This is a genomic window from Martinezella sp. CNPSo 3964, from assembly GCF_057784375.1.
In genome coordinates this window covers 1-25,875 of record NZ_JBXSOW010000017.1, presented here as the reverse complement: position 1 = coordinate 25,875, position 25,875 = coordinate 1, and the positions used below count along the sequence as shown (strand labels likewise).

The window sequence follows — 25,875 nt, the reverse complement described above, 5'->3', positions numbered from 1 at the left end:
CGTTTCGCCGCTAGATTTCCTGTAGACGATCGGTTTTTCGTCATAAATCTGTAATGAATTTGGCGGCGGCGATTGGCATCGCCTTGCTTCGACCGCGGCGAGGCGGTATTCGCAAAGCATCCAGATTGCAACCGGGACATTACGGGCGGAACGCGAATGGCTGAGTTTTCAAAATCAACGGTCACCAAGGAGACCGGGATTCGGCACTTTTTCGCCGCCGCCGGTTATTCCTGGGGCGGCTTTCAGCGGTTGTTGCAGGAATCGGCCTTCCGCCAGGAACTGCTTTTTGCTGCAGTAGCGTTGATCCTGCTGATCGCCGTCGGCGCGACGATTGGCGAGATCGTCATCGCGATGGTGTTGTTCCTCGCCGTGTTTGCGGTCGAGGCCATGAATACGGCGGTGGAAGAGGTGATCGACCGTATTTCTCCGGAAATCTCCAATGTTGGCAAACATGCGAAAGACCTCGGCTCGTTTGCCGTTCTCTGCATGCTGGTCGCGTCCGGCATCTATCTTCTTTATGTCATCGGCAGCCATCTGCTGTTCCGCTAGAGCTCGGCACCTGAGCTTCGTTTAAGCGAAACTCTTCTTGCGACGCTCGACGAGTGGGGCATCTTCGACAGCCGGCAGGCTTTGCAGAACGCGCTTGGCCGGCAAAATGGCGATGACCTCCGTGCCTTCCCGCAGTTTGGATTTCAGCATGAACTGACCGTCATGCTTGGCAAGGATGGCCTGCACGATCGGCAGGCCAAGGCCCGTGCCTTGCTCGGCGCTCTTGATGGCGATGGAGCCCTGGCCGAAGGCTGAGAGCACCACCGGAATTTCCTCTTCGGGAATGCCGGGGCCGTTGTCCTTTATCGCCACATATTCGCCGCCGCCGGCCGTCCAGCCGACCTTGACGCTGATCTCGCCGCCTTGCGGCGTGAACTTCACCGCGTTCGACAGGAGATTGAGGATCACCTGGCGCATCGATTTCTCATCGGCCCAGACCGAGGGCAGTTGCGCTTCGAATTGCGATGAGATCGAGATATTCTTGGCGCGGGCTCGCAGCTGCACCATGCCGATGCAATCCTCGGCAATATCGAGCAGGGAAATCGCTTCCTCGTTCAGTTCGTATTTGCCGGCTTCGATGCGCGAGAGATCGAGGATTTCGTTGATCAGGTTGAGAAGGTGCTGGCCGGACCGATGGATATCGGTGGTGTATTCGCGGTAGGTCGGGTTGTTGAGCGGCCCCATGACCTCGGCGGACATGACTTCGGAAAAGCCGAGGATCGCATTCAGCGGCGTTCTGAGCTCGTGTGACATGGAGGCTAAGAAGCGCGACTTGGCAAGATTTGCCTCCTCGGCGCGCCGGCGCGCTTCATCGGACATCGATTTCGCGACTTCCAGCTCGGCGATCAGATCGTCCTTCTCCGATTGGAAGAAGAGGATCTTCAGGTTCGACTGATACATGCGATTGGTGATGAAGCTGAAGAATATGACGGCAACCGAAATGGCTGCAGTGAGGGCGATATCGGAAGGCCTGCGCGTCAGGATGGCCGTCACGAACAGCGCCACGGTTGCCGGTGCGAAGGAAAACGGGACTGCCCGCGGCAGCATGAAGCTCGACATTGCCGTGATGCAGATGGCCACCAGCAGGGTCGTGCCCTTGTAGAAGGCAAAACTGTCGCCGCCGCAGGTCGAGCAATTCTGGATGGTGAAGAGCGCCCAACAGAAGCCGACGAGCAATTGCCCCAGCAATAGCAGCTGGCGCCATTTTCTGGCGCTTTCGGCGGACATTTCCTGCTTCTTGGCGCGCCGTCCGATCAGCATGTTGATGGCATGCGCCGTCAGGATCGGAATGGTCCAGAAGAGAATGCCCGCATCACGCGTGAGATAGACGCCAAGAACGGCAACCACGATGACGAAAATCGGCACCACGGCGGCACTCTGCCGCAAGGTGTCGATATGCATCATCATCAGTTCGCGGTCGAAATTGCGGCTGTGACCGCTCTGCAGGCGCTCGCGCGTTTGCCGCACGGCCTTCGACACAGCCCGGTTACGGTGACTGCGCGATCGGTCGACAATGTTTTTATCTGTCGATGTGCTGACGCCGGTGCTCATGGTTACATTGAAACTTGGCCTGCCTGAGACTACACACTAGCGTCCAAACCTTAAGAAGATGCTGCGCCGAAATGATTTGTTTGCCATCTTCGCCAAGGATTTGTTCTTAAAGGAGGCAACAACGTGATGCGGTCGGGCCGCCTGTTTCGTGACGGCGCGGCCACTTTCGCGCTGCTTGCCATTCTTGCGTTATTCGCGTTGAAGATGAACAATCGACCGGAAATAGTTCAAAACGGCAGCTTTTATGTCATCGATGGCGATACGCTTTCCGCCAATGGCGAGCGCCTGAGGCTCAAGGGTATCGACGCTCCTGAATTTAGGCAGCGTTGCCAGCGTAGTGGTGCGGATTGGGCTTGCGGCGAAGACGCGCGCAAAGCGCTTGCCACAATGATTAAGGCCGGGGTGCCTGAATGCCGAGGGCGGGAAAGGGATCGTTATGGTCGCCTGCTGGTGACATGTGTCGCTGGCGATGTCGATATCAATGCAGCGATGGTGCGCAATGGCATGGCGGTTTCCTATGGTGCCTATGCCAGCGAGGAGCGCATCGCGCAGCAGGCGAAAGCCGGGCTTTGGGCCAGTGATTTCGAGAGGCCGAGCGACTATCGGCGCGAGGAGCATATGGCGCATGACAATGACAACGATCCCATCGCCGGATTGTTCAGCTATTTGCGCCAGCTTGTCGGATGGAGCGCCCCATGAAACAGGAAGGCGAATTGCAGATCCTGCGTTCGGCAATCGCGGCCTGTCGTCTCTGTCGAGATGCGCCGGCCAAAGGCGAGGCGGATCGCTTGCCGCACGAACCGCGTCCGGTTGCGACACTATCGTCGAGCGCACGGATACTGATCGCGGGCCAGGCACCAGGATTACGCGTTCACGAGAGCGGTCTGCCCTTCAACGATGCCTCGGGCGACCGTTTGCGGCAGTGGCTCGCTGTCGATCGCGAGAGTTTCTACAATCCGGATCATTTCGCCATAATGGGCATGGGCTTTTGCTTTCCGGGCTATGATAAGGCGGGGAGCGATCTGCCGCCGCGCAAGGAGTGTGCGCCATTGTGGCGGCAGCGGGCGATGGATGCGATGCCGCAGATCGAGCTGATCCTGACGATCGGTCAATATGCGCAGGCGTGGCATCTTAGGACACAGCGCATGGGTTCGATGACCGAGACGGTCGCGGAGTGGCGGCGTTACCTTCTAACCAACCGGTCGCCCGCCGTCCTGCCATTGCCGCATCCGAGCTGGCGCAATAGCGGCTGGCTGAAACGTAACCCGTGGTTCGAAGCCGAATTGCTTCCCGTATTGCAACAACGTGTGAAAAGCCTGCTTCCTTGAGAAAAAGTTTCTTTTCTCTCGCTTAAAATAGGCTATAGAGAGAATATAATTCGAAGGGATGCTTTTAATGGACCGTCTAGACCGCAAAATCCTGCGCCTGCTGCAGGAGGATTCCACTCTGGCCGTAGCCGATCTCGCCAAGAAGGTCGGCCTGTCGACGACGCCTTGCTGGCGCCGTATCCAGAAGATGGAAGAGGATGGCGTCATTCGCCGCCGTGTGGCCCTGCTTGATCCGGAAAAGGTCAACACGAAGGTCACGGTTTTCGTGTCCATCCGCACCAACAGCCACTCCATCGAATGGTTGAAGCGCTTTTCCGAAGTGATCGCCGATTTTCCGGAAGTGGTCGAATTCTACCGCATGAGCGGCGATGTCGACTATCTGCTGCGTGTCGTCGTTCCGGATATCGCCGCTTATGACGCCTTCTACAAGCGCATGATCGCCAAGATCGAAATCCGCGATGTTTCCTCGGCGTTTGCGATGGAGCAGATCAAGTACTCGACGGAACTACCGCTGGATTACATGCTGCTGGAGAATGCGAAGTCCAACGAGGACTGAGCAACTCTTTTGTAAAGCGCTCAGCCGAAACCGATATCGGCTGAGCGCTTTTGTTTTGTTATTTCTTGTCCAGGCGCGCCAGCAGCGAGGAGGTATCCCAGCGATCGCCTCCCATCGCCTGGACATCGCCGTAAAACTGGTCAACGAGGGCCGTGAGCGGCAGTTTGGCCTTGTTGCGGCGGGCCTCCTCGAGCACGATGCCGAGATCCTTGCGCATCCAGTCGACGGCGAAGCCGAAATCATACTTGCCGGCATTCATGGTCTTGTGGCGGTTTTCCATCTGCCAGGAGCCGGCGGCACCCTTGGAAATGACGTCCACGACCTTTTCGATATCGAGTCCTGCCTGCTTGCCGAAGTGAATGCCTTCGGCAAGGCCCTGGACGATGCCGGCAATGCAGATCTGATTGATCATCTTGGTCAGCTGGCCGGCGCCCACGGGTCCCATGAGACCGACCATGCGGGCATAGGCATCGATCACGGGGCGGGCTTTCTCGAACACGACTTCATCGCCGCCGCACATGACGGTCAGTACGCCATTGTCTGCACCCGCCTGTCCGCCGGAAACCGGCGCGTCGATAAAGTCGACACCCTTTTCCTTGGCGGCAGCGTAGAGTTCGCGGGCGACCTCGGCGCTTGCGGTCGTATTGTCGATGAGTATTGCGCCTGCTTTCATGCTTGAAAGGACGCCGTTTTCGCCCGTGGTCACCGAGCGCAGGTCGTCGTCATTGCCGACGCAGGTGAAGACGAAATCGGCGCCTTCAGCGGCCTGAGCCGGGGTAGGGGCGAATTTGCCGTCATACTGCTTGGCCCATGCTTCGGCCTTGGCGACGGTGCGATTGTAAACAGTGACGTCATGCCCGCCTTTGACCTTGAGATGTCCTGCCATGGGATAACCCATGACGCCCATGCCGATGAACGAGACCTTTGCCATTTTATGACTCCCTGACCGAATTTGTTTCGAAGGCTTAGCCGAAAGGCCAGGGGGACGAAAGGCCGATTTCTCGGGCAACTTGTCACCATGGCATATGATTTGAAATTTGGTTTCTTATTTCCGTTCATATGGGAATGGAATTTCGTTTTCAGTGCGAATCTTCATAATATCCTTTGTCGATATAATCTATGGATTTGCGATCTTAGGCCATCGACAACAAGCCGATGGCAGCGGAAGCGCCGAGGCCTCATGAAAAAGGGATCTTCGATGATTTCGCGCAGACAGACACTCGGCCTTCTCGGCGCCACGGCGGCGGCCTTCGCTTTGCCTTCCATTCGACAGGCGCGGGCAGCAGCAGCGACGACGCTTCGGATCGGCTGGCAGAAGAACGGCGTATTGGCGTTGGCAAAGCGCCAAGGGGCGCTTGAGAAGCGGCTTTCCGATCGCGGCATATCGGTCGAATGGTCTGAATTCACATCCGGGCCGCCGCTGCTCGAAGCGCTCGGCGCCGGCGCCCTTGATTTCGGCGCCACGGGCGACGTGCCGCCGCTCTTCGCTCAGGCTGCCAACGGCAATCTGCTCTATGTCGGCCTTTATACCGGCAGCCCCGAAAGCTCCGCCATTCTCGTGCGCAAGGATTCGCCGATCCAGACCCTTGCCGATCTCAAGGGAAAGAAGCTTGCCTTCAAGCGCGGCTCCAGCGCCCACAACGTCACCGTCAAGGCGCTGCGCAAAGGCGGGCTGACGATCAACGATATTCAGGCGCTCGATCTCGCACCGCCGGATGCATCTGCCGCCTTTAAGACCGGCGCCATCGATGCCTGGTCCATCTGGGACCCTTATCTCGCGATTGCCGAGGCTGACCCGGATACGCGTGTCCTGACGACGGCACGCGGCATCGTCGATTCCTTCAGCTATTTCCTTGCGAACGGTGATTTCACCAAGAGCAATCCACAGGTCATCATCGATGTTATAGATGAGTTGGCGAAGGTGGGCGCTGCGGCGCAATCGAATCTGGACGGCACTATTAAGGCCCTGTCCGAAATCACCGGTGTTCCGGCCGATGTGACCAGGGTGACGCTGACCCGTCCGGGCGCCGATCTTGGCGGCGTCTCAACCATCACCGACGCGGCAATCACCTATCAGCAGGGACTGGCTGACGAATTCTATAATCTTGGCATCGTTCCGAAGAAGCTCAACGTCACGGATATCGTCTGGCGGCCGAAGGCGAGCTGAGGCTGACGAGGCCCGCAGATATCGTCCGCGCCCGAAACACTACGGGTGCGGGCTTTGTCGGCAAAAATATTTCGTCAAACACCGCCGATTAGAAAATCCATATTGTCGATATAATCGATAGTCTATGCCACTATCCGGATCGAACATCGGGAGGTGGCTCCCGACCACGCGCATCCAGAAAGCAGGAAAGCTTCATGACCGCGACCGCAAAACCCATCGATTTCCTCTGGTTCATTCCGACCTCCGGCGACGGCACCTATCTCGGCACGACCGATCTCAATCGCGGCCCGGAGATCGGCTATCTCCAGCAGATCGCACAGGCAGTCGATCGGCTGGGTTATACGGGCGTGCTTTTGCCGACGGGTGTCTCCTGCGAAGAGTCTTTCGTCACGGCTGCGGCGCTTTCGGCGCATACGCAGAAGCTGAAGTTCCTGGTTGCCATCCGCCCTGGTACGGCATCTCCCGCCTATTATGCGCGCCTTGCCTCGACGCTCGATCGCGTCTCGAACGGCCGCGTCCTGCTCAACATCGTCGTTGGCGGCAGCCCGGCGGAGCTGGCCGGCGACGGCATTCATCTGGAACATGATGAACGTTACGCTCATGCCGATGAATTCTTCCATGTATGGGAGGAATTGCTGGAGACGGGAACTTCTACCTTCAAGGGCAAGTATATTACGGCCACCAATGCAAAGCTCGGCCTGCCACCGGTACAATCACCGCGCCCGCCGCTCTATTTCGGCGGCTCTTCGGATGCCGGTATCGAATTCTCTGTCGGGCGTGTAGACAAATACCTGACCTGGGGCGAACCGCCGGCACAGGTCGCGGAGAAGATTGCAAAGGTGAGGGCGGCGGCTGCCGCGCGCGGCCGTGAGGTCAGCTTCGGTATCCGCCTGCATTTCATCGTTCGCGAAACGGACGAGGAGGCATGGGCAGCAGCCGACAAGCTCATCTCCAAACTCGACGACGAGACGATCCGCGAGGCGCAGGAGCAATTCGTCAAACAATCCGATTCCGTTGGGCAGAAGCGCATGGCGGCACTGCATGGCGGCCGTCGCGACAAGCTGGAAGTATCCCCGAACCTCTGGGCCGGTGTGGGCCTGGTGCGCGCCGGAGCGGGTACGGCACTCGTTGGCTCGCCAAAGACGGTAGCTGCGAGATTGCGGGAATATCAGGAGCTCGGCATCGAAACCGTGATCGGCTCCGGCTATCCGCATCTGGAAGAAGCCTATCGCGTGGCCGAATTGCTGTTCCCCGAATTGGGATTGAAGCGTGACGAGCAGCGGGCCGGGTTCCGCAACGAATTTGGAGCCAAGCAGATTTTTGCCGGCGGTAGCCATGGCGGTAATCTGAAGGTCGTTTCCGGCTCGTAACGCCAACTCAAGAGGAAGATCCCCATGTCGGCATTCGACACGTCCTTCGTCCGTGTGGGTTCGGAACGCCGCACGCGCCCTGTCAAGGCGGCTCGGCAGGCCATCTCGCTTCAGAGATTTCTGCCCTTCCTGCTGCCTGTCGTCGTCATTGCTGCATGGCAGCTCGGTTCCTCGTTCGGCTGGATCTCCAATCGCATCATGCCATCGCCGGCGGCTGTCGTGGTCGCCTTTTGGCAGACCACGATTTCTGGGCAGCTGCCGAACAACATCCTCGTCAGCGCCGGCCGCGCTTTCGCTGGCCTGCTGGTCGGCGGCTCGATCGGTTTCCTGCTTGGCATCGCCAACGGCGTATCGCGGCTGTCGGAACAGTTGACCGATACGACGCTGCAGATGCTGCGCACCATTCCGCATCTCGCCATGGTGCCGCTCGTCATTCTCTGGTTCGGGATCGGTGAGGAATCGAAACTGTTCCTGACAGCGCTTGGCGTGCTCTTCCCGATCTATCTCAACACCTATCATGGCGTGCGCAACGTCGATCGCGGATTGATCGAGATGGGGCGGGTCTATGGGATGAGCAACTGGACGCTATTCCGGAAGGTCATCTTCCCTGGCGCACTTCCATCCATCCTTGTCGGCTTGCGCTTTGCCCTCGGCATCATGTGGTTGACGCTGATCGTTGCTGAATCGATCGCGGCATCGTCAGGCATCGGTTACATGGCCAACAATGCCCGCGAGTTCGGCATGACCGATGTCGTCGTCCTGACGCTGGTCATCTACGCCATCCTCGGCAAGCTCGCCGATGTCGTTGCGCGGGCGATCGAACGCAAGGCCTTGCGCTGGAACCCGGCCTATCAGAATTGAGGAGCCTGTCATGAGCGCCATCGCGATAGATCACCCGCGCGCAGAGGCCGCAAATATCGCCCCGCAGGTTGCGGGTGCTGCGGCCATCCATATCAAGGGACTGGAGAAGAGTTTCGGCAATAACCGTGTCCTGCGCGGTATCGATCTCGATATTCCAGCCGGCCAGTTCGTCGCCGTCATCGGCAAGAGCGGTTGTGGCAAGAGCACGCTGCTACGTATCCTGATGGGGCTGGAAGAGCCGAGTGCCGGTCATCTACGGTTCGGGGCGGCTGATGGCAGCGACGCGCAACCCAATACGCGTATCGTCTTTCAGGAGCCGCGCCTGTTGCCCTGGTTTTCCGTCGCCGACAATGTCGCGGTCGGTCTGGGCGAGGGGGTGCCGCAGGATATCTCGCGCCAGGAAACGGCTTCAGTTCTTTCTGAGGTGCAGCTGGCCGAGAAAGCTGGTGAATGGCCCTCCAGTCTTTCCGGCGGCCAGAAGCAGCGCGTGGCGCTTGCCCGCGCGCTTGTCAGCAAGCCCGGCATCCTTGCGCTCGACGAGCCGCTCGGTGCGCTGGATGCCCTGACACGCATCAGCATGCAGGAGTTGCTGAACCGCGTCTGGCGCGAACTCGGCTTTACTGCCGTGCTTGTGACGCATGACGTCAGCGAGGCCGTGCATCTCGCAGATCGGGTCGTGGTGCTGGACGAAGGGCGGATCGCGCTCGATCTCGACATTCCCCATCCGCATCCGCGCCGCCACGGCAATCCGGCCTTGGCGGAGCTTGAAGGGCAGCTGCTCGCGGCCATCCTCGGCGAGGCGCGGGGCTAATTCACTCTCGCGTCGTCTGCCTCGACGAAAAGCCTGAGATTGTCGAAACCGATTTCCGTGCCCATGAGGCGCGAACCGTTATCACTGTAGCCATCCAGAAAGACGACCTGCTCGACGAAGGTCATCTTCGTGCCGCCGGGCTCGGAGGCGAAGTTGACAGTCGCCAGCGACACGGAAATTCTGAGGTCGTCGAGCATCATGTCGAAGGCATATATGAAGCGCTCGTTCTGGATGACGTCGATATAGCGCGCCTGATAGGCATGCACGACGCCATCCGCCGAGGCGACGCGATTGCTCTCGCTGCCGCCGGTGCGGAAATCGAGCTGGAATTCCAGCGGCTTCCAGCCTTCATGACAGGCAAACCATTGCCGCTTCTGCTCGGGGATCGCCCAGGCGTTGAAGACCTTCGATAGTGGTGCCTTGAAATGGCGTTCTATGGTGATGGTCGTATGGTCTGTCGATCGTTTGCTCATTCGTCTGCCATCTCCGTCGAGGTATCGCTAAGAAAGAGATCCAGGCGGTCGAAGGCCTGGTTCCAGGATGCCTTGCGCTCTGCAATCCATCGCTCGACGGATGCCAACGCCTCCTTGCGAAGGTGATAGGTCCGTACCCGACCGGCCTTTTCCGACAGCACCAGGCCGCTCGTCTCCAGCACCTGCAGATGTTTCATCACGGTCGGCAGCGCCATGTCGAGCGGCTGCGCCAACTCGGTCACGGAGGCAGGGCCGCGGCCTAGCCTGTCGATCATGCCGCGGCGGCTCCCGTCTGAGAGAGCCTGGAACATGCGGTCGAGAGACTGCGCATCCTCAAGCATTCGGCTTTTCCGGCCGGAACTGTGCCGGCAATTTCTCGCTATAGGGATAAAAATGGAAGTAGGGCATGGCCTCCTTCAGCACGCGGGCAAAGGACGGCCGGTCGAGGAGACGCTGATAATACGCCTTCAGCCGGCCATGTTCCTCGCCAAAAGGAATGAGCGTTTCGGCATAGAATAAAGCCGGTGCTGCAGCGCAATCGGCCATGGTCAGATTGTCTCCGGTGATCCAGATTTTCCCGTCCAGCTGCTTTTCGATCATTCCATAGGCGGTGCGCAGCAGCGACTGCGCTTCGGCGACGCCCTGCGGGCTTTGGTTCTTCTCGGCCCGGCGCACAGCTGCGACGATTGCTTGCATCGGCTCCTGCACATAAAGGTCGAAGAAGCGATCCCAGAGCCGGACGCACAGGGCGTCCGAAAGCTCGGTCGGCAATAGCTGGGTTGCGCCGGGATAATGCCGATCGAGATATTCGATGATGATACTGGTTTCAGGCACGGTGCTATCAAGCGCTTCGTCGCGCAGCACCGGAAATTTCGTAAGCGGCCAGAGCCGTGCCAGCGAGGCACGCGATTCCGCATTGCCGAGATCGATGATCCGGCTTTCGAACGGCGTCCCGTTTTCATAGAGCGCCATCAAGACCTTGTGGCAGAACGAGGCGAGCGGATGCTGATAGAGAATAAGGGACATGCGACGACCTTTCCGAAATCAAGGTTCGAGCTGATACTTACCTGAATGGCTAAGTATCAGCTTGGCGGTCGCTGTGCAACAGAATAGTTATCCAAACGGGTAACTATTCTGTTTTAGTCGTCTCAATCGGCATTCAGGCGCGCAATGACCAGATGGCCCGGCGTCGGCTGGCCGTCTTCCATGCGGACATTGATGTCGGTGATTTCGACGAGTTCGAAGCCGGTCGCTTTCAGCCGTTCGCGCACATAGGCTTCGGAATGGGCAAAGCGCTGGTGCGCGCCGACCATATACGGCCGTCCGGCCATGGTCGCTTCCGGCAGGGTCTCGGAGGAGAAAATGAAGAGGCCGCCCGGTGTCATGTTTTCCGCCGCTCCGAAAAACAGCGGTTCCAGCGCGCCGAGATAGGGCAGCACATCGGTTGCGGTGATCAGATCGAAGGCGTCTTCATCGTTATCGTCGAGGAAATCCTCGACTTCGGCGACGAAGAGCGTCTCGTAGATGTCCTTTTCATGGGCGACTTCGACCATGTTCTCGGAAATGTCGATGCCGGTGATATCCTCAACGATATCGCGCAGCGTGCCGCCCGTGAGACCCGTGCCGCAGCCAAGATCGAGCATGCGCTTGAAGGGGCCGAGGCCGAGCGCCTGCAGGCGCTGGCGAACGAGCATCGGCACATGATAGCCGAGCTGCTCCACCAGCACGTCCTCGAAGACCTCGGCATGCTGATCGAACAGGGTCTCGACATAGGCGTCCGGCGCCTTGACCGGCGTTTCGCCGCGTCCCATCGAGGCGATGCGAACGGCCGCGCCGCCATGGTCGTCCGGATCGAGGGCCAGCACCTTCTCATAGGCCCGAACCGCAGCGTCGATGTCGCCCGCCTTCTCCAGCGCCAATGCGTGGTTATAGGCTTCCGCCAGCGCGTCTTCGTCGATCTTCTTCTTTGCCATGGTTACAGGCCCTTCCTTTTGTCACGCAGGCATTAAGACGCCTGCTCGGCTTTTGCAATGCTTGCCGTGCAGGCGCAGAATATCGATTTCGGCAAAGGCGAATTGGGGGCGCTATCCGGATAGAACAACAAATAAGGGAGGAACGACAATGGATACCGAAATGACAACACCGAACCCGGCAGGCAGCCCGGCGGAGCGCGGCCGCCCTTCCTTGCCGGCGACCTCGGCTGAAGTCACCAACACATTGACCCATTACTATCGAGGCGAACTGGGGCGGATGACCAGTTGGCGCGATCGTATCGACCGGACCTCGAACTGGGCGATCACGGTCACGGCGGCATTGCTTTCCGTATCGCTCTCGACGCCATCGTCGCATCACGGTGTGCTGCTGTTCGGAATGATGCTGATCACGCTTCTGCTCATGATCGAAGCGCGGCGATATCGCTTCTTCGATGTCTACCGTTCGCGGGTGCGGCAGCTGGAGCGGCATTATTTTGCGCAGATCCTGGCGCCGCAAGCCGAGCTCAATTCCGACTGGACATTGCCGATTGCGGCCAGTCTGCGCGCTCCACGGCTACTGCTAAGCCAGGTCGAGGCTGCGCAGCGGCGGTTGCGACGTAACTACTGCTGGATGTATGCGATCCTGCTTTTGGCATGGATACTAAAGATTTCGACGCCGAGGTTGCAGACAGATGGCCTGGCGCAGGAACAGGCGCGTTCATGGGGCTATATTGCTGACAATGCAGCCCTTGGACCCATGCCTGGCTTCATCGTCATCATCCTTGTTGCGGCCTTTTATGCCGCCATTCTTTATGGCACGCTCCATCGCGGGCCGGATGACGGCGATTTCATCCATGGCGAGGCGCATGTTTGATCGCCGCCAGCCGCCACGCATTTGAACCGATCCTCAGTGCAGGATGAATTCGCCCTTCACAGCGCGCCATTCGGTAGCCGAAATCAGCTTACGATGGACATAACGCACCGAATGCAGCGGCCCATCCAGCGTTTCCTGCCAGAATTTCAGGAAGCCGCGCATTTCGGGAAAGTTCGGGGCGAGATCATAGTCCTGCCAGATGTATGTCTGGAGAAATTGCGGGTGATCGGGCAGGCGATAGAGGATCTGCGCCGTCGTCAACCCATAACCCTGCAACTGCTTTTGCATGTCGTCGTGCATGAGCTTTCTCTTTCCGTTCCCATTTTTTCGTGACTCATGGTCACAAAGATATGGAAACAGGCGATGGTAAACTCAAGCTTTACAAAACTGTCATGAAGGAAATTTTATTCACAGAAATCAATACGTTAGCAGCGATAGCCAGAGAGTGCTGCCAAGGGCGGCGCCTCAACGCCGCCCTTTCCGGGATCAGCGCTTCAGATGCCGGGTCAACCGGCCTTCCATCCGCGCCCAGCCGTTTCGCATGAACTCGACGATCACCAGGTAGAAAATCGCTGCCCAGAGGTAGATCTGATAGTCGTAGGTGCGCGAGAATGCGTAGCGCGTCTCGCCCATCAGATCGTAGACGGTGATGATGGAGACGGTCGCCGAACTCTTGATCAGCAGAATGATTTCATTGCCGTAAGGCCGCAGCGCCACGATGAGCGCCTGGGGAATGATGATTTTGCGGAAGGCGATCCACGTATGGATGCCAAGCGCGCTTGCCGCTTCCGTCTGACCCTTCGGCACGCTCTGGATGGCGCCGCGGACGATTTCCGTCTGGTAGGCTGCCGTGTTCAGCGTCATGGCGAAGACACCGCAATAGAAGGGGTCCTTGAAGAACCACCACAGGCCGATATCCTCGAAGAACCAGCGGAAGCTTGGAAAGCCGTAGTAGACCATGAAGATCTGCGCCAGCAGCGGCGTGCCGCGGAACAGATAGACATAGCAATAGGTCAGCGTGCTCAGGACCCTGTTGCTCGACATGCGGGCGAAGGCCAGCGGTATCGACAGGATCGCACCGAGGATGAAGGATATGGCGACCAGCTTTACCGTGATCCAGAGACCGTGCAGCAGCCGCGGCCCGTAGGTCTGGAGCTTGTCGATATCCCAGCCCGTCACGATCATCGTCAAGAGGGAAATGCCGAGAAGGGTCCAGAGCGTCAGGAAGAAATATCCTACGATACGCGCCTTGGATAGTTTCCTGGCGATCTGGGGCGGTGCCGGCTGCGCGGCTATCAGAACTTCGGCATGGCTCATCGATGAACCTCCGCACGTTTGGCCCATCGATCAAGATAGAAGAGGCCGACCGAGGAAATGACGGCCAGCGTCAGATAGAAAAGGCAGGCGATAGAATAGAAGGTGAAGGGCGCCTTGGTGGCGCGCACGGCGATCCCCGTCTGCCTGATGATGTCGGCAAGGCCGATGATGGAGACGTAGGACGTGTCCTTCAACAGGTTCATCCAGAGGTTTCCGAGATTCGGCAGCGAGATGCGGACAAGCTGCGGTATGATGATCAACCGCATGGTACGCACGCGGTGAAAGCCGAGTGCATCGCCTGCTTCGTACTGGCCTTTCGGTATAGCCTTGAAGGCGGACAGAAGCACTTCCGAGCAATAGGCGGAGAAGACGATCGCCAAGGCGACCATGCCTGCAGCGAAAGCATTGATTTCGACAGGTCCGTTATAGCCGAATTTGGCGAGCAGCGACTGTAAAAGGATCTGCATGCCATAGTAGATGATGAAGAGCGTGAGCAGCTCAGGCAGGCCGCGGAAAATCGTCGTGAAGACGCCAGCGGCAAGGCGCAAAGGCTTCTCGTCCGATTGCTGCGCAAGTGCAACGAAGAACCCGATGATCACGCCAAGCGGCAACGTCAGGACCGAGACGGCAATGGTGATCTTCAAGCCACCGGCAAGCTCATCGCCCCATCCCGTGTCGCCACAGGCGAGCATCGTATTTTGGCCGAACAGAGTGAATAGTCCGGCCGGACCACACAACGGGTCAAAAATCGTACTCAACCAGGTCCACACGGAACCGAGGGCGGAAAACAATCCGCTCATGCTGTATTTCCCCTAGCGGCTTTTGCCGCGTTTCTGCTTATATTCTTCTCGTTGTCAAACAAAAACGGCGGAAGAGCAAGCTTCCGCCGTCGTCTTTTCCCAGGGAATCGACGGGCGATCAATCGCCGTAGACGTCGAAATCGAAATACTTGTCCTGGATCTTCTTGTAGGTGCCGTCAGCGCGGATCGCGGCGATCGCGGCGTTCAGCTTGTCCTTGAGGGCCGTATCGCCCTTGCGGACGGCGATACCAGCGCCCGCACCGTTGATGACCGGATCGATCTTCAGCGTTCCGAGCATCTTGCAGCAATTGCCGGCGTCAGACTTCACCCATTCGGACAGGACAACGACGTCGTCGATAGCAGCATCGATTCGGCCATTGCTGAGGTCGAGCTTGTATTCGTCGGCCGACGGATAAAGCTTGAGTTCGGCATCCTTCAGATGAGCAGAGGCGTAGTTGGCATGCGTCGTGGAGGACTGCGCGCCGATCGTCTTGCCTTTCAGGGCTTCGTCGGTTGCTTCCTTGAGAGCGGAGTCCTTCGGTACGGCGATTGCCGGCGGCGTGTTGTAGTACTTGTTGGTGAAGTCGACGATCTTCTCGCGCTCAGGCGTGATCGACATAGACGAGACGATGGCGTCGAACTTCTTGGCCTGCAGGGCCGGGATGATGCCGTCGAAATCCTGGTTCACGAAGGTGCACTTGACCTTCATCTGATCGCAAAGCGCATTGGCTATATCGATGTCGAAGCCGACGAACTTGCCACCGGCGTCGAGCGCTTCGAACGGCGGGTAGGTCGCGTCGGTGCCGATGACGAGCGTGTCGCCGTCGGCAAGCGCCGCGCCGGCGACGAGCGACATCGCGGCGAAGGATGCGGCGGCAAAAAGACGAGTGGAGATGCGCATATTGACCCTCTCTGTTGGTGGCCGGCAGCCCGTTATTGTTTTTGGCAGACGGCTCGAGTGGAGCGGACCGGTGGCCCGCCTTGCGGCGATATTCGTACTTTTTTTCTGGAAAATGCAACTGGAATTACAAAGGCAACCTGCCTTTGCGCAATGCCGCCGCAATGCAAGTGCGCCACAGGGAAATCTGAACGAAAACCATCCACTGCGTTCAGCCAGGGTTAATTGCGGCAACCTAATAGTGCGGGAACTTATAGCGGCTTGCCGCGATTCAGCCTCATGAGAACGGAAAAATGGCCGGGATCTTGGGGCAATCGCCTTGCCCGCTGAGATTCGCAATTCGGCGGACAAAGATCATAAGAGGAGATCCCATATGGGAAAGCGATCCAGACTATTTGCCAGCGCCGCGTTTCCGCTGCTTTCGCTATCGCTCGCCTTCGAGCCGGCAGCAGCTGCGGCACTTCGTGAACAGCCCGTCGCACCGCTTAGCAATGGCATCGTCGGCGTAGCCGCGACTGCTGCAGACGCAAGTTTCGAGGTGGCCCAACAGGAAGCGCCGGCCGCGCAGCCCGATGAAGAGCAGCTCAAGCACAAGAAGCCTGCCGAAGGCGGCGAGGGCCAGAAGCATCAGGGCGGCGGAGAGCAGCAGCACCAGATGAAGCAGGCCGAACCTGAAGGCGAGCCGCAGCAGAAGGCGCCGAAGCAGCAACCGGAAGCCCAGCCGCCGAAGGCCGAACATCAGCAGCCCGCAGAGCAGGAGCAGCCGAAGCCGCAGAAGCAGCAGCCGGCCGCAGAGGCACAACCCGAGCCTCCGAAGAAGCAGCGCCAGCAACCGGCCGAAGAGCCGCAGGCACAGCCCGAAGCGAAACCGCAGCCTAAGGCTGTCGCTCCCGAGGCACAGCCGGAAGCACCGCAGCCGAAGCCGAAGGCCAAGCAGCCCGAAGCCAAGCAGCCGGCCGAAGCACCGCAGCCGAAGGTGGAGCAGCAGCAGCCTGCCACGGAAGCGCAGCCGGAAGCTAAGCCTGAACCGAAGGCCAAGCCCGGTGCAAAGGCTCCGCAGCCGGTGCCGGCCGAGAAGCAGGCTCCCGCTGCCGGCGAACAGCAGAATCAGGAGGCTCAGCCTGGAAAGCAGGTGCAGCCCGAACAGAACGCCCATCCCAAGCCGCAAGGGCAGACCGAGGCTCCGGCAAAGCAACCCGCCGAGCAGCAGCCTGCGCCTGCAGGCGAGCCAGCCCAGGGACATAAGGCTCAGCCGGGAACGCAGGCGCAGCCCCAAACGCAGGTGCAGCCTGAAACCCAGCCCGGCACGCCGGCGACACCTGGCGCCCAGCAGGGACAGAAGCAGGGTGGGGACAAGACCCACGGCAAGCAGCCGCAGAACCAGCAGCAGGGCGAGCAGCCCGCCGCCAATCCGCAGCAGCCGGCCCAGCAGGGCACGCCGCAGGGACAGCCCGCCCAGACTGGCAACCAGGCAGCGCCGCAGCCCGGCAAGCAGCAGCCGGCCAATGGCGCCGCGACACCTGCACAAGGCGGTGCAACGGCTCCCGCCGCCAACGGCAATGGCCAGCAGGCCGGCGAAATCCAGGTGCCTCCGGCCGAACAGGTCTCGCCGCAGGAACTGGAGCGCCGCAAGAAGATCGCCGAGAACCCGGCTTCTGCCAACGGCCCTGTCATCCTGCCGGTTGAAAACGGCAGCGCGGTTCTGGACAGCCAGAAGGGTGTGGTTCGTCGGGGCGATCACCTGAACAATGGTCAGAACCCAGGCGCTCCCGGTGCACAGGTTGGTCGCGGACAGGCCGGCCAAGGCCAGGGCCAGAACGGGCAGGCACAGAACGCGCCCGGCCAGCAACCGCCTCCGGCCTACACCAAGCCGCCGACCTCCGACGCCGAGGCTCAGCGCGTAACGGGTGGCGCCCAGGCGCAGCCGCCGCTGAAGATCGAAGCCGTGACCAGCGAACAGGGTCGCCGGATCGATCGCCGGCCGGACTTCGCTCCGCCGCAGGGAACGACGGTCCAGACCATCATCAATCAGGACAATCGGACCATCGTGAATGTCGACAATAACTATGTCGTCCGTCACGATGACAGCGAGCGCTTCATTCGTGGCGGCGAGCGGCCGGTCTACGAACAGCTGCCACGCGACCGCTATCGCGAGACGATCGATCAGCCCGATGGCGATCGCGTCGTCACGATACGCAACCGTTATGGCGACATCATCCAGCGCTCGCGCATCGACGCCAGCGGCCGCGAATATGTGCTGTTCTACTCGCCGGAGCTGGAAGATCGTCCCGACAACGATGACTACTTCCGCGATCCGGGCGATAGCCTGCCGCCGATGCGCCTGCTCATTCCGCTGAGCCAGTACATCATCGATACGGCATCGAACCGCAATGCAGACTATTACGACTTCCTGCGTGAGCCGCCGGTCGAGCCGGTCGAGCGTATCTATTCGGTCAACGAAGTCCGCTATTCGGCTCGTATCCGCGACAAGATCCGCCGTATCGATCTCGATACCATCACCTTCGCGACGGGCAGTGCGGACATTCCGATGTCGCAGGCCAGCACGCTGCGCGGTGTCGCCGACGGCATATCGAAGATCGTCAAACGTGACCCGACCGAAACCTTCCTCATCGAAGGTCACACGGATGCCGTGGGCTCGGCCCAGAGCAACCTGATCCTGTCGGACCAGCGCGCGGAATCGGTCGCCAACGTGCTGACGGATGTCTACGGCATTCCGGCCGAAAACCTGGTTACCCAAGGCTATGGCGAGCAGTATCTCAAGGTGAATACGCTCGGACCGTCGCAGGAAAACCGTCGCGTTACCATCCGCCGCATCACGCCGCTGGTGCGTCCGGTTGCGTCCAATCGGTAAGCATCAGACTACATTCAGAGCAGGGGCCGCCGGGAAACCGGCGGCCTTTTCATTTCGGCGGTTTGCCGAGCCCGACTTTCGCGGCGATGAAATCGGCGATGGCAAGTGTGTCGTTGAGGTCGAAAACAGCGAGCGAGCCGGCGTCTTCCACTGGATGATCGGCGGCGATGGCGACGATGTAAGGGTCGTGCGGAGCGAGCGGTTCCCGGTTGGCCGCTTCAAGCCGGCGGGCTTCGATCTTCGGAATCGGTTCGCGCTTGTAACCCTCGATCAGAACGAGGTCGCAAGGGGCCAGACGTGCCAGTATTTCGTCAAAGCTCGGCTCCGGCTTGCCACGCAATTCGTGCATGATGGCATAGCGCGTGCCGGAGACGATGGTGACTTCATGCGCGCCCGCCTCGCGATGGCGAAAACTATCGGCGCCGACCTTGTCGATATCGAAATCATGATGTGCATGCTTGATGGTCGAGATGCGATAGCCGCGCTGGGTGAATTCGGTGACCAGCCGGACGGCAAGTCCCGTCTTGCCGGAATTCTTCCAGCCGGCGATGCCGAAGATCCGGGGACGAGATTTTGTCATGACATGTTTTCCAAAGCTGCCAGCCATGCCTCTGCTTCGGCGAGATCGGCTGGTGTATTGATGTTGAAGAAAGGGTCGAGAGGGCCGATCGCAGTTTCGATCGCAGGAAACTCCACCCGCCGCACCTTATGTCGGGCGAGGAAATCTCTTACGCGCCGCTTTTCGTCTGAGGCGATCCATTGTTCCAGATCGGCGGCGGCGGAGATGGGCCAGAGACCGAAAACGGGATGATCCTGACCGAGTGATGCGGCAATGGCAATCTCATCGGAACCGTGAATGACATGGGCGAGGCGCACGATAAGGTCGGGAGGAAAGAAGGGGCTGTCTACGGGGATGGTGGCGACATGCGACGCCTCTGGGTAACGCAACTGCGCGTCCTGCAGCGCGGCGAGCACACCTGCAAGCGGCCCCAATTTGCCGGGAATTCTATCCGGAATAAGCTGCATCCCCATGGCGTCTGGCCAATTGACATCTGCATTCAGCACGATCGGTTTGCGTTGCCGTTGCTCGATCTTCGACGAGATGCGTGCGAGCAAGCTTTCGCCGGCGAGCAATGCAAAGGCCTTGTTTGCGCCCATGCGGCTGGAACGCCCTCCAGCAAGCACAACGACGGGAATATCTTCAGGATTGGCGATGAAGTCGGACATGGTTGCGACCTCAGGCGGGAACGCGGGGTTCTGATTCCTGCGCGACGGGCTCGGCCGCCGGCCGTTTGCTTTCGCGATAGAAAGTATAGATGCCGGAGGCAATGACAACAACTGCGCCGAAAACAGACCATCCGTCCGGCACTTCGCCGAAGACGATCAGTCCGAGCAGAGCCGACCAGATGAGACTGAGATAACGGAACGGCGCGACGAAAGAGATTTCGCCCGTGCGCATGGCCAATATGACGCTCTGGTAGCCGATCAGCACCAGCACCGAGGCCAGAAGGATTTGCAGGAGCGATGTTGTGCTCACCGGTTGCCAGCCGCCGAAGGGGACGATGCACAATGCTCCGAATATCGATATGGAAATTGCGGTGCAGAGCGTAACCATCAGCGACGGCACGTCCTTGTCGATGCAGCGTGTCGCCAGATCGCGGGCGGCGGTCGCAAACATGCAAGCGATAACAAGAAGGGCCGCCGTCGTGAAACCTTCCCGGCCGGGCCTGATGATGATCAGCACGCCGACGAAGCCGACGGCAATGGCCGTCCATCGCCTCCAGCCTACCGGCTCCTTCAAAAAAATCATTGCGCCAAGCGTCACGGCAAGGGGGACGGCCTGCTGAATAGCCGAGGCATTGGCGATGGGCATCATTCCAAGAGCGGTGATATAGGTTGCTGCCGCCAGAGCTTCGCAGGCGATGCGCAATGCAATCATCGGCTGCAGGATGACGCGCCAATTGCGCAGGGCGCCCATTCTACGGGCGAGCAGATAGACGAAAAAGGTCGTGAACAAGCCGCGGATGAAGATGATCTCGCCTGCGTTCATCGTGGCGATGACCGTCTTGGACAGCGCATCGCTGCATGAGAAGCCGGCCATGGACGCCGCCATGAAGAGCGCGCCCTGCGTATTCCTAGTCAGTCGCATGAGAAAGATGAGTCCCCCGATATACTCATCTGGATTAGCGCCGTTTTCGACAAATTGGAATCGGCTGTGCTTTGGTTGCAGTTGAATTCGATTGTGCGATGCGGCGAAATTGCCGCGAAAAAAGAGGTTGGTTTTTCGCGCAACGGTCGCGAAATGATGCGGCGGTTGTATTTTTTTGCCAATGCGAAGGGTTTCAGGCGGGCGATTAATGCTTATTCAATCTTATTTCTCGAGGCTCACTGCGGTTTTGCATGAGGCAGAAGCACCTACCGCAGCGCAGCAGGAATGACGATCCCGCCTTCGCTGGAGATTTTCATAATCCAGTTGAGGCGCCGCATGTTTTTCATTGATCGTCTTTTGCAAGGCCGCAGGATTGTCACCAAAGTTCTTATTTTCGTGGTGCCGCTGGTGGTTCTCATCGCCGGTGTCGGCCTCGTCGGCTATCACACGGCCAATATTCTGAACGGTCATATGACCGTGACGCGTGCTACGATCGAGAATATCAGTGACTTCGAGAACCTGCAGGCCGCCCTGCAGGAATTCACCGGGTCGCCTTCTGAAGATACGCGCCAGGCGTTGGCTGACAAGATCGACGCGCAGGAACAGGGTGTCCGTCGCTTAAGCGGGCTGCTCAGCGACGATCAGCGCGCCAAGATCGTGCCGGTCACCGAGCTTGCCGCCAAGATGCGCACGCAGGAAGCCACGCTCTGGTTTATCAAACAGAAGCAGGACAACGACGTCGAAGCCATCCAGAAGGCGGTGCAAAATGTCGAGGTGACCGCCAAGGCGGCCGGCAAGCAGATCGACATTATCCGCAAGGATTTCAGCGACAAGGAAACCTTCGCCAAGGAGCTGCTCTACGATGCCGCTGCCTATAAGGGCTTGTCGGAGAAGATGAGCAATCTGCGCATCCAGGTTCAGATGGCAGCCGACTCTACCGAGGAAATTTCAGACGCGCGCACTTACGCTGATGCCATTTTGAAGCAGGTCGTCGTTTCGAAGGCACTGGTCTCCAAGCGTGGCGCCGGCCTCGTTGCGAATGCTTCGGATGCCGCCGACAAGCTCGATGCGGTATTGAAGGGCTCCGGCACGCCAGACCAGAAGGTCGAAGCGATGGGTCCGATCCTGCAGAGCTTCGTGAAGATCGAAGGCGATATGACTTTGCAGTCAGCCAAGAACAGCGATACGGCTGCCGATCGTTTCGTCAGCCTCGACAAGATCATCGATGGCCAGAAGGAGCTTCTGGATCATGTCGATCAGGCGCTTGGCCTTGTTGACCGCCTGACGCTGCATGCCTCGCGTATGGAAAACGTCCGCGATGCCGCCTCGCGTGAACTGGTGCTTGCGGACCTCAAGGATCTGCAGAGCGTTGCCGCCAGAATTTCGGAGCTCGGCCAGACCAACGCCACCATGCGTGATTTCGCTACTCACATGAAGCCGCTGATCGACGGCCTGACCAATGGATCGGCGGATCTGCTGCAGACGGCAGCGGATTGGAAGACGACACGTGTCCAGTCGAACGGCCTGCTTGCCGATGCGATGACCTCGCTGCGTAGCTTCGTCGCCCAGGCGCAGGAACTCGGCAAGGAAGACAGCGAGCGCTCGGCCAATGTCTCGGTCATCGCCATGATCGTCGGTACGCTGCTTGCCATCATCGGTGGCCTGATGCTGGTGGAAACCTTGCGTGGCCCGTTGAAACGCGTCACCGACGTTATGACGCGCCTTGCAAGCGGCGATCTCGAAGTGGCGATCGACGGGCGCAATCGCGGCGATGAGATCGGCGACATGGTACGTTCCGTCAGCGTCTTCCGCGATGCCGCTCTCGAAAATGTCCGTCTGGAACGCGAAGCCGAAAGTGCCCGTGCGCTCTCCGCGGAGGAGGCATCCCGCCGTGCCGCTGAACGCGCCCGCATCGAGGCTGAACAGAAGCAGGCGCTCAATGCGCTGGCGGACGTTCTCGCCAAGCTTGCCGACGGCAATCTGGAAGAAGGCATGCGCGAGGATCTTTCCGCTGATTTCGTGGAAATGGCTTTCACCTACAATCATGCTGTAGAGGCCCTTCGCGAGACCCTGACGGACGTTCGCTACACGGCCGAGGAAATCAAGGGCGGCACCGGCAACCTCGCCATGTCTGCCGACGACCTCGCGCGGCGTACCGAGCAGCAGGCCGCCGCCCTCGAGGAAAGCTCGCGTGCACTGCATCGTCTCAGCGATGTCGTCCGCTCGACCGCCGACCGTGCGCGCCAGACCGCAAGCTCCGTCAACGAGACGCAGGCCTATGCGACGCAGTCGGGCGAAGTGGTCGCCAAGGCCGTCGGTGCCATGAGCGAGATCAATCGTTCTTCCGAGAAGATTGCCACCATCATCGGCGTCATCGACGAAATCGCCTTCCAGACCAATCTTCTGGCGCTCAATGCCGGCGTCGAGGCTGCCCGTGCAGGCGAGGCGGGCCGCGGCTTTGCTGTCGTCGCCCAGGAGGTGCGCGAACTAGCGCAGCGCTGCGCCAATGCGGCGAAGGAGATCAAGGGCCTGATTTCGGCAAGTTCCGCCCAAGTGCAGAATGGCGTCCATCTGGTCGAGCAGACCGGCGCGGCGCTTGCGGAGATCATCAACCACGTCACTGGCGTCCAGAGGCTCGTCGCGGACATTTCTTCCGCTACCACCGAACAGTCGACCGGCATCGAGGAGGTCACCCGCGCCGTGTCCGAAGTCGAGCTGATCACGCAACGCAACGCTGCCATGGTCGAAGAGAACAACGCCGAGATCCACGGCCTGCGCCAGCGCGTCGACATGCTGTCCGAAAAGATCGATCGCTTCCGCACTGGCGATGGCGAGGGGGATTACGCGGATTACGGCAATGCGGATGCGCGCTATCGCGCTGCGTAAGACTGTCCGAACGAAAGACCGTCAGGAATCGAAAAGCGCCGGGCAATGGTCCGGCGCTTTTCGATTACACTTTGCTTCGATACTCGTCGAATAACAGGGGATTATCAGGCGAGATGCAATGTTTCGCCATCGGCGGGGATCAGCAGCCGCGAGGGGGCAATGCCGCCGGTATCTGCAGCTTGGCGAAGGTCCTCCCGCGTGACGGTTGCGTGATCGAGCGCTTCCATATGGGTTGCGACGATGGTCGCCCGAGGTGCCAGGTGGCTGACTTCGATGGTCTGCTCCGCATCCATGACGATCAGATCGCTATCCCAGCGCGCGCCACAAGAATGCGTGATGATGATATCAGGCGAGACCTCTCGGATCGTCTCGGCGACCGGGGGATAGAGCACGGTATCGCCGGCCCAATAGATGGTAGGCTCGCCTGATGCCTCCAAGGTGAAGCCGATGACTTGGCCCATTTTCTCGACGACCGGGCCGACGCCGTGGCTGCCTTGGCGCCGCGTGATCGTCAGCCCTTGCCATACTGTCGATTGGGTAAGGGGCGAGACATTTGTGAAGCCGGATTCCCGAATCTTCTCCTCGTCGCCCGGTTGGCAGAGTATCGGCAGGGACTTCGGCAGACGTTCCTTCGCCACCGCGTCGAAATGATCGGTGTGCAGGTGCGATACGATCACCAGCTTGACGCCCTCAAGGATGTCGTCGATTTCGTGGGGCAGTTCCGTCATCGGGTTGGGAGAACGGCCGGTGAAGGATGGGAGGCTGTGACGCGGCGCAAAATAAGGATCGACCAGCAGAATATGGCCGCCATAGGTGACCTTCAGCGTCGCGTTGCGAATAAGCTCAAGCTGCATATTGATGTTCTCGGTGGGTCTAACCGCCGGTGACGCTCATGTGGCGAGCGACCGCCGGGCGGTTATGCGTGCGGTCGATGATGAAGTCATGACCTTTGGGCTTGCGGGTAATGGCTTCGTCTATCGCTGCATGCAGCAGGGCGTCTTCCTCGCTGGCGCGCAACGCCGTGCGCAGGTCGGCTGCGTCGTTCTGCCCGAGGCACATATAGAGCGTGCCCGTGCAGGTCAGCCGTACGCGATTGCAGCTCTCGCAGAAATTATGGGTCATCGGTGTGATGAAGCCTAGGCGGCCGCCGGTTTCGGCAACGTCGACATAGCGGGCAGGGCCGCCCGTCTTGTAGGGAATGTCGGTCAGTGTGAACTGACGCTCGAGATCGGCGCGCAGTTCGGAGAGCGGCAGATACTGGTCGGTACGGTCCTCATCGATCTCGCCCATGGGCATGGTCTCGATGACGGTCAGATCCATGCCTCGACCATGTGCGAACCGCAGCAGGTCAGGAATTTCGGTATCGTTGAAGCCTTTGAGCGCGACGGCATTCAGCTTGATCTTCAGCCCGGCTTTTTGCGCTGCGTCGACGCCTTCCATCACCTTGGAGAAATCTCCCCAGCGGGTGATCGCGCGGAATTTGTCGGGATCGAGCGTATCGAGCGAGACGTTGATGCGCCGCACGCCGCTATCGTAGAGCTCTTCGGCGTGGCGGGCGAGCTGAGAGCCATTCGTCGTCAGGGTCAATTCGTCGAGCGTGCCATTCTGCACGCTCTCGCCGAGTTTCCGGACCAGAAACATGATGTTCTTGCGCACCAGAGGTTCGCCGCCGGTGAGCCTGATCTTGCGCACGCCCTTGGCGATAAAGGCGGAACAGAGCCGGTCGAGCTCTTCGAGCGTCAGAAGATCCTTCTTGGGCAGAAAGGTCATGTGCTCGGCCATGCAATAGGTGCAGCGGAAGTCGCAGCGGTCGGTGACAGAAACGCGCAGATAGGTGACAGCACGCCCAAAGGGATCGATCATCGGGCCATTATCTGCTGCCAGCGGCGATGCGCGGCCTATCGTACCAACAATGCTATTCACTCGAACCTCCGTCACATCACTAATGTGTGCATAGGCGATTGTTGCGTCAAGGAAAATGCCTTTCAATTATACTTGCGTGTGAACGTGTAGCGGCATAATTCTCGGAAAGACACTGAAAGGCATGGGAAAATCGATGAGTGACGTTTGGCCGACCGAATTGCGGGTCTCGAAGGATCGCCGTCACCTCGTGGTGACGTTCGACAACGGCGCGAGCTTCGACTTGCCGGCCGAGATGCTGCGTGTGCTGTCTCCCTCCGCGGAAGTGCAGGGACACGGACCGGGACAGAAGGTTACCGTGCCGGGTAAACGCAATGTCGGCATCATGTCGATGACGCCTACCGGCAACTACGCCGTACGCATCGGGTTCGACGACATGCACGATACGGGCATTTTTACATGGCCCTATCTGCGCGAACTCGGCGAGAGGGGGCATGAGCTCTTTGCAGCTTACGAGGCCGAACTGAAGGAAAAGGGTCTCAGTCGCGACCCGATCGGAAGGCCGCACTAGAGCCGGATA

Annotated in this window: 28 protein-coding genes; 13 read left to right on the top strand and 15 right to left on the bottom strand. The window is 59.5% G+C overall.

Annotated elements, in window-relative coordinates; all coding sequences use genetic code 11:
- The first annotated feature begins 156 nt into the window (after positions 1-156).
- A complete protein-coding gene (locus AC13Q5_RS32415; protein WP_075850739.1) occupies positions 157-549 on the top strand; it encodes a diacylglycerol kinase in 393 nt (130 codons plus the stop codon).
- Positions 550-570: 21 nt separating this feature from the next.
- Here AC13Q5_RS32415 and AC13Q5_RS32410 read toward each other — a convergent pair whose 3' ends face one another.
- Complete coding sequence (locus AC13Q5_RS32410) at positions 571-2,100, bottom strand: sensor histidine kinase (RefSeq protein WP_075850738.1); 1,530 nt, start codon at positions 2,098-2,100, stop codon at positions 571-573.
- A 123-nt stretch (positions 2,101-2,223) separates the two neighbouring features.
- On the opposite strand from AC13Q5_RS32410, the gene AC13Q5_RS32405 reads away from it, so the two are divergent.
- The 3 genes from AC13Q5_RS32405 (at position 2,224) to AC13Q5_RS32395 (ending at position 3,984) form a co-directional block, all read left to right on the top strand.
- On the top strand, positions 2,224-2,799 hold the full coding sequence (locus AC13Q5_RS32405; RefSeq protein WP_488504481.1) for a thermonuclease family protein: 576 nt from the start codon (positions 2,224-2,226) through the stop codon (positions 2,797-2,799).
- Positions 2,796-3,428 (top strand): uracil-DNA glycosylase family protein, encoded by a 633-nt coding sequence (locus AC13Q5_RS32400; RefSeq protein ID WP_488504479.1) that lies wholly within the window; start codon positions 2,796-2,798, stop codon positions 3,426-3,428. The genes AC13Q5_RS32405 and AC13Q5_RS32400 overlap by 4 nt, the downstream gene beginning before the upstream one ends.
- Positions 3,429-3,495: 67 nt before the next feature.
- A complete protein-coding gene (locus AC13Q5_RS32395) occupies positions 3,496-3,984 on the top strand; it encodes an Lrp/AsnC family transcriptional regulator (RefSeq protein WP_069613098.1) in 489 nt (162 codons plus the stop codon).
- A 58-nt stretch (positions 3,985-4,042) separates the two neighbouring features.
- On the opposite strand, the gene AC13Q5_RS32390 is transcribed toward AC13Q5_RS32395, so the two are convergent.
- Complete coding sequence (locus tag AC13Q5_RS32390) at positions 4,043-4,936, bottom strand: NAD(P)-dependent oxidoreductase (RefSeq protein WP_488504564.1); 894 nt, start codon at positions 4,934-4,936, stop codon at positions 4,043-4,045.
- 246 nt (positions 4,937-5,182) lie between these two features.
- On the opposite strand from AC13Q5_RS32390, the gene AC13Q5_RS32385 reads away from it, so the two are divergent.
- The 4 genes from AC13Q5_RS32385 to AC13Q5_RS32370 all read left to right on the top strand — a co-directional run bounded on the left by AC13Q5_RS32385 (position 5,183) and on the right by AC13Q5_RS32370 (position 9,193).
- A complete protein-coding gene (locus AC13Q5_RS32385; protein WP_075850734.1) occupies positions 5,183-6,151 on the top strand; it encodes an aliphatic sulfonate ABC transporter substrate-binding protein in 969 nt (322 codons plus the stop codon).
- 194 nt (positions 6,152-6,345) lie between these two features.
- Positions 6,346-7,521: an FMNH2-dependent alkanesulfonate monooxygenase gene (gene ssuD / locus AC13Q5_RS32380; protein ID WP_075850733.1), complete on the top strand. Its 1,176-nt coding sequence runs from the start codon at positions 6,346-6,348 to the stop codon at positions 7,519-7,521.
- A 24-nt stretch (positions 7,522-7,545) separates the two neighbouring features.
- On the top strand, positions 7,546-8,382 hold the full coding sequence (gene ssuC, locus AC13Q5_RS32375) for an aliphatic sulfonate ABC transporter permease SsuC (RefSeq protein ID WP_488504473.1): 837 nt from the start codon (positions 7,546-7,548) through the stop codon (positions 8,380-8,382).
- Positions 8,383-8,392: 10 nt separating this feature from the next.
- Positions 8,393-9,193 (top strand): ATP-binding cassette domain-containing protein, encoded by an 801-nt coding sequence (locus AC13Q5_RS32370; RefSeq protein ID WP_488504470.1) that lies wholly within the window; start codon positions 8,393-8,395, stop codon positions 9,191-9,193.
- Here the strand turns inward: AC13Q5_RS32370 and AC13Q5_RS32365 are convergent.
- From AC13Q5_RS32365 to AC13Q5_RS32350, 4 genes are all read right to left on the bottom strand, one after another.
- A complete protein-coding gene (locus tag AC13Q5_RS32365) occupies positions 9,190-9,666 on the bottom strand; it encodes an SRPBCC family protein (RefSeq protein WP_174179549.1) in 477 nt (158 codons plus the stop codon). The two genes, AC13Q5_RS32370 and AC13Q5_RS32365, sit on opposite strands and share 4 nt — an antisense overlap.
- On the bottom strand, positions 9,663-10,007 hold the full coding sequence (locus AC13Q5_RS32360) for an ArsR/SmtB family transcription factor (RefSeq protein WP_075850729.1): 345 nt from the start codon (positions 10,005-10,007) through the stop codon (positions 9,663-9,665). Before AC13Q5_RS32360 ends, AC13Q5_RS32365 begins: the two co-directional genes overlap by 4 nt.
- Entirely contained in the window at positions 10,000-10,692 is a 693-nt protein-coding gene (locus AC13Q5_RS32355; RefSeq protein ID WP_488504469.1) for a glutathione S-transferase family protein, read from the bottom strand. Before AC13Q5_RS32355 ends, AC13Q5_RS32360 begins: the two co-directional genes overlap by 8 nt.
- Before the next feature lie 122 nt (positions 10,693-10,814).
- Positions 10,815-11,639 (bottom strand): class I SAM-dependent methyltransferase, encoded by an 825-nt coding sequence (locus AC13Q5_RS32350; protein WP_488504468.1) that lies wholly within the window; start codon positions 11,637-11,639, stop codon positions 10,815-10,817.
- A 160-nt stretch (positions 11,640-11,799) separates the two neighbouring features.
- Here AC13Q5_RS32350 and AC13Q5_RS32345 point away from each other — a divergent pair, with 160 nt between their 5' ends.
- Complete coding sequence (locus tag AC13Q5_RS32345) at positions 11,800-12,513, top strand: DUF2270 domain-containing protein (RefSeq protein WP_488504563.1); 714 nt, start codon at positions 11,800-11,802, stop codon at positions 12,511-12,513.
- A 33-nt stretch (positions 12,514-12,546) separates the two neighbouring features.
- On the opposite strand, the gene AC13Q5_RS32340 is transcribed toward AC13Q5_RS32345, so the two are convergent.
- The 4 genes from AC13Q5_RS32340 to AC13Q5_RS32325 all read right to left on the bottom strand — a co-directional run bounded on the left by AC13Q5_RS32340 (position 12,547) and on the right by AC13Q5_RS32325 (position 15,531).
- Positions 12,547-12,813, bottom strand: a complete 267-nt coding sequence (locus AC13Q5_RS32340; RefSeq protein ID WP_075850725.1) for an usg protein — start codon at positions 12,811-12,813, stop codon at positions 12,547-12,549.
- A 186-nt stretch (positions 12,814-12,999) separates the two neighbouring features.
- Entirely contained in the window at positions 13,000-13,830 is an 831-nt protein-coding gene (locus AC13Q5_RS32335) for an ABC transporter permease (RefSeq protein WP_488504467.1), read from the bottom strand.
- The gene (locus tag AC13Q5_RS32330) at positions 13,827-14,630 is read right to left on the bottom strand and encodes an ABC transporter permease (protein WP_488504466.1); all 804 of its coding nucleotides are present in this window, start codon (positions 14,628-14,630) and stop codon (positions 13,827-13,829) included. The genes AC13Q5_RS32335 and AC13Q5_RS32330 overlap by 4 nt, the downstream gene beginning before the upstream one ends.
- 118 nt (positions 14,631-14,748) lie before the next feature.
- Positions 14,749-15,531, bottom strand: coding sequence for an ABC transporter substrate-binding protein (locus AC13Q5_RS32325; protein ID WP_075850722.1), 783 nt, complete (start codon positions 15,529-15,531; stop codon positions 14,749-14,751).
- A gap of 370 nt (positions 15,532-15,901) precedes the next feature.
- On the opposite strand from AC13Q5_RS32325, the gene AC13Q5_RS32320 reads away from it, so the two are divergent.
- Positions 15,902-18,400: an OmpA family protein gene (locus AC13Q5_RS32320; protein WP_488504465.1), complete on the top strand. Its 2,499-nt coding sequence runs from the start codon at positions 15,902-15,904 to the stop codon at positions 18,398-18,400.
- A 49-nt stretch (positions 18,401-18,449) separates the two neighbouring features.
- Here the strand turns inward: AC13Q5_RS32320 and mobB are convergent, their stop codons facing one another.
- From mobB to AC13Q5_RS32305, 3 genes are read right to left on the bottom strand one after another with little or no spacing between them, the layout of a single operon-like run.
- The gene (gene mobB, locus AC13Q5_RS32315) at positions 18,450-18,980 is read right to left on the bottom strand and encodes a molybdopterin-guanine dinucleotide biosynthesis protein B (protein WP_457877652.1); all 531 of its coding nucleotides are present in this window, start codon (positions 18,978-18,980) and stop codon (positions 18,450-18,452) included.
- On the bottom strand, positions 18,977-19,627 hold the full coding sequence (mobA, locus tag AC13Q5_RS32310; protein ID WP_488504460.1) for a molybdenum cofactor guanylyltransferase MobA: 651 nt from the start codon (positions 19,625-19,627) through the stop codon (positions 18,977-18,979). The genes mobB and mobA overlap by 4 nt, the downstream gene beginning before the upstream one ends.
- Positions 19,628-19,637: 10 nt before the next feature.
- Positions 19,638-20,549, bottom strand: a complete 912-nt coding sequence (locus AC13Q5_RS32305; RefSeq protein WP_488504459.1) for a DMT family transporter — start codon at positions 20,547-20,549, stop codon at positions 19,638-19,640.
- Between the two features lie 66 nt (positions 20,550-20,615).
- On the opposite strand from AC13Q5_RS32305, the gene AC13Q5_RS32300 reads away from it, so the two are divergent.
- Both AC13Q5_RS32300 and AC13Q5_RS32295 read left to right on the top strand, forming a co-directional pair.
- Complete coding sequence (locus AC13Q5_RS32300; RefSeq protein WP_488504457.1) at positions 20,616-20,804, top strand: hypothetical protein; 189 nt, start codon at positions 20,616-20,618, stop codon at positions 20,802-20,804.
- Between the two features lie 81 nt (positions 20,805-20,885).
- Positions 20,886-23,435 carry a methyl-accepting chemotaxis protein gene (locus AC13Q5_RS32295; protein WP_488504456.1) on the top strand — a complete coding sequence of 850 codons (2,550 nt, stop codon included), beginning with the start codon at positions 20,886-20,888 and terminating at the stop codon, positions 23,433-23,435.
- A gap of 104 nt (positions 23,436-23,539) precedes the next feature.
- On the opposite strand, the gene AC13Q5_RS32290 is transcribed toward AC13Q5_RS32295, so the two are convergent.
- Both AC13Q5_RS32290 and moaA read right to left on the bottom strand, forming a co-directional pair.
- Positions 23,540-24,289, bottom strand: coding sequence for an MBL fold metallo-hydrolase (locus AC13Q5_RS32290; protein ID WP_488504455.1), 750 nt, complete (start codon positions 24,287-24,289; stop codon positions 23,540-23,542).
- 19 nt (positions 24,290-24,308) lie between these two features.
- Positions 24,309-25,358 carry a GTP 3',8-cyclase MoaA gene (moaA, locus tag AC13Q5_RS32285; RefSeq protein ID WP_075850715.1) on the bottom strand — a complete coding sequence of 350 codons (1,050 nt, stop codon included), beginning with the start codon at positions 25,356-25,358 and terminating at the stop codon, positions 24,309-24,311.
- 133 nt (positions 25,359-25,491) lie between these two features.
- On the opposite strand from moaA, the gene AC13Q5_RS32280 reads away from it, so the two are divergent.
- Positions 25,492-25,866 (top strand): gamma-butyrobetaine hydroxylase family protein, encoded by a 375-nt coding sequence (locus AC13Q5_RS32280; protein WP_488504451.1) that lies wholly within the window; start codon positions 25,492-25,494, stop codon positions 25,864-25,866.
- Positions 25,867-25,875 lie beyond the last annotated feature (9 nt).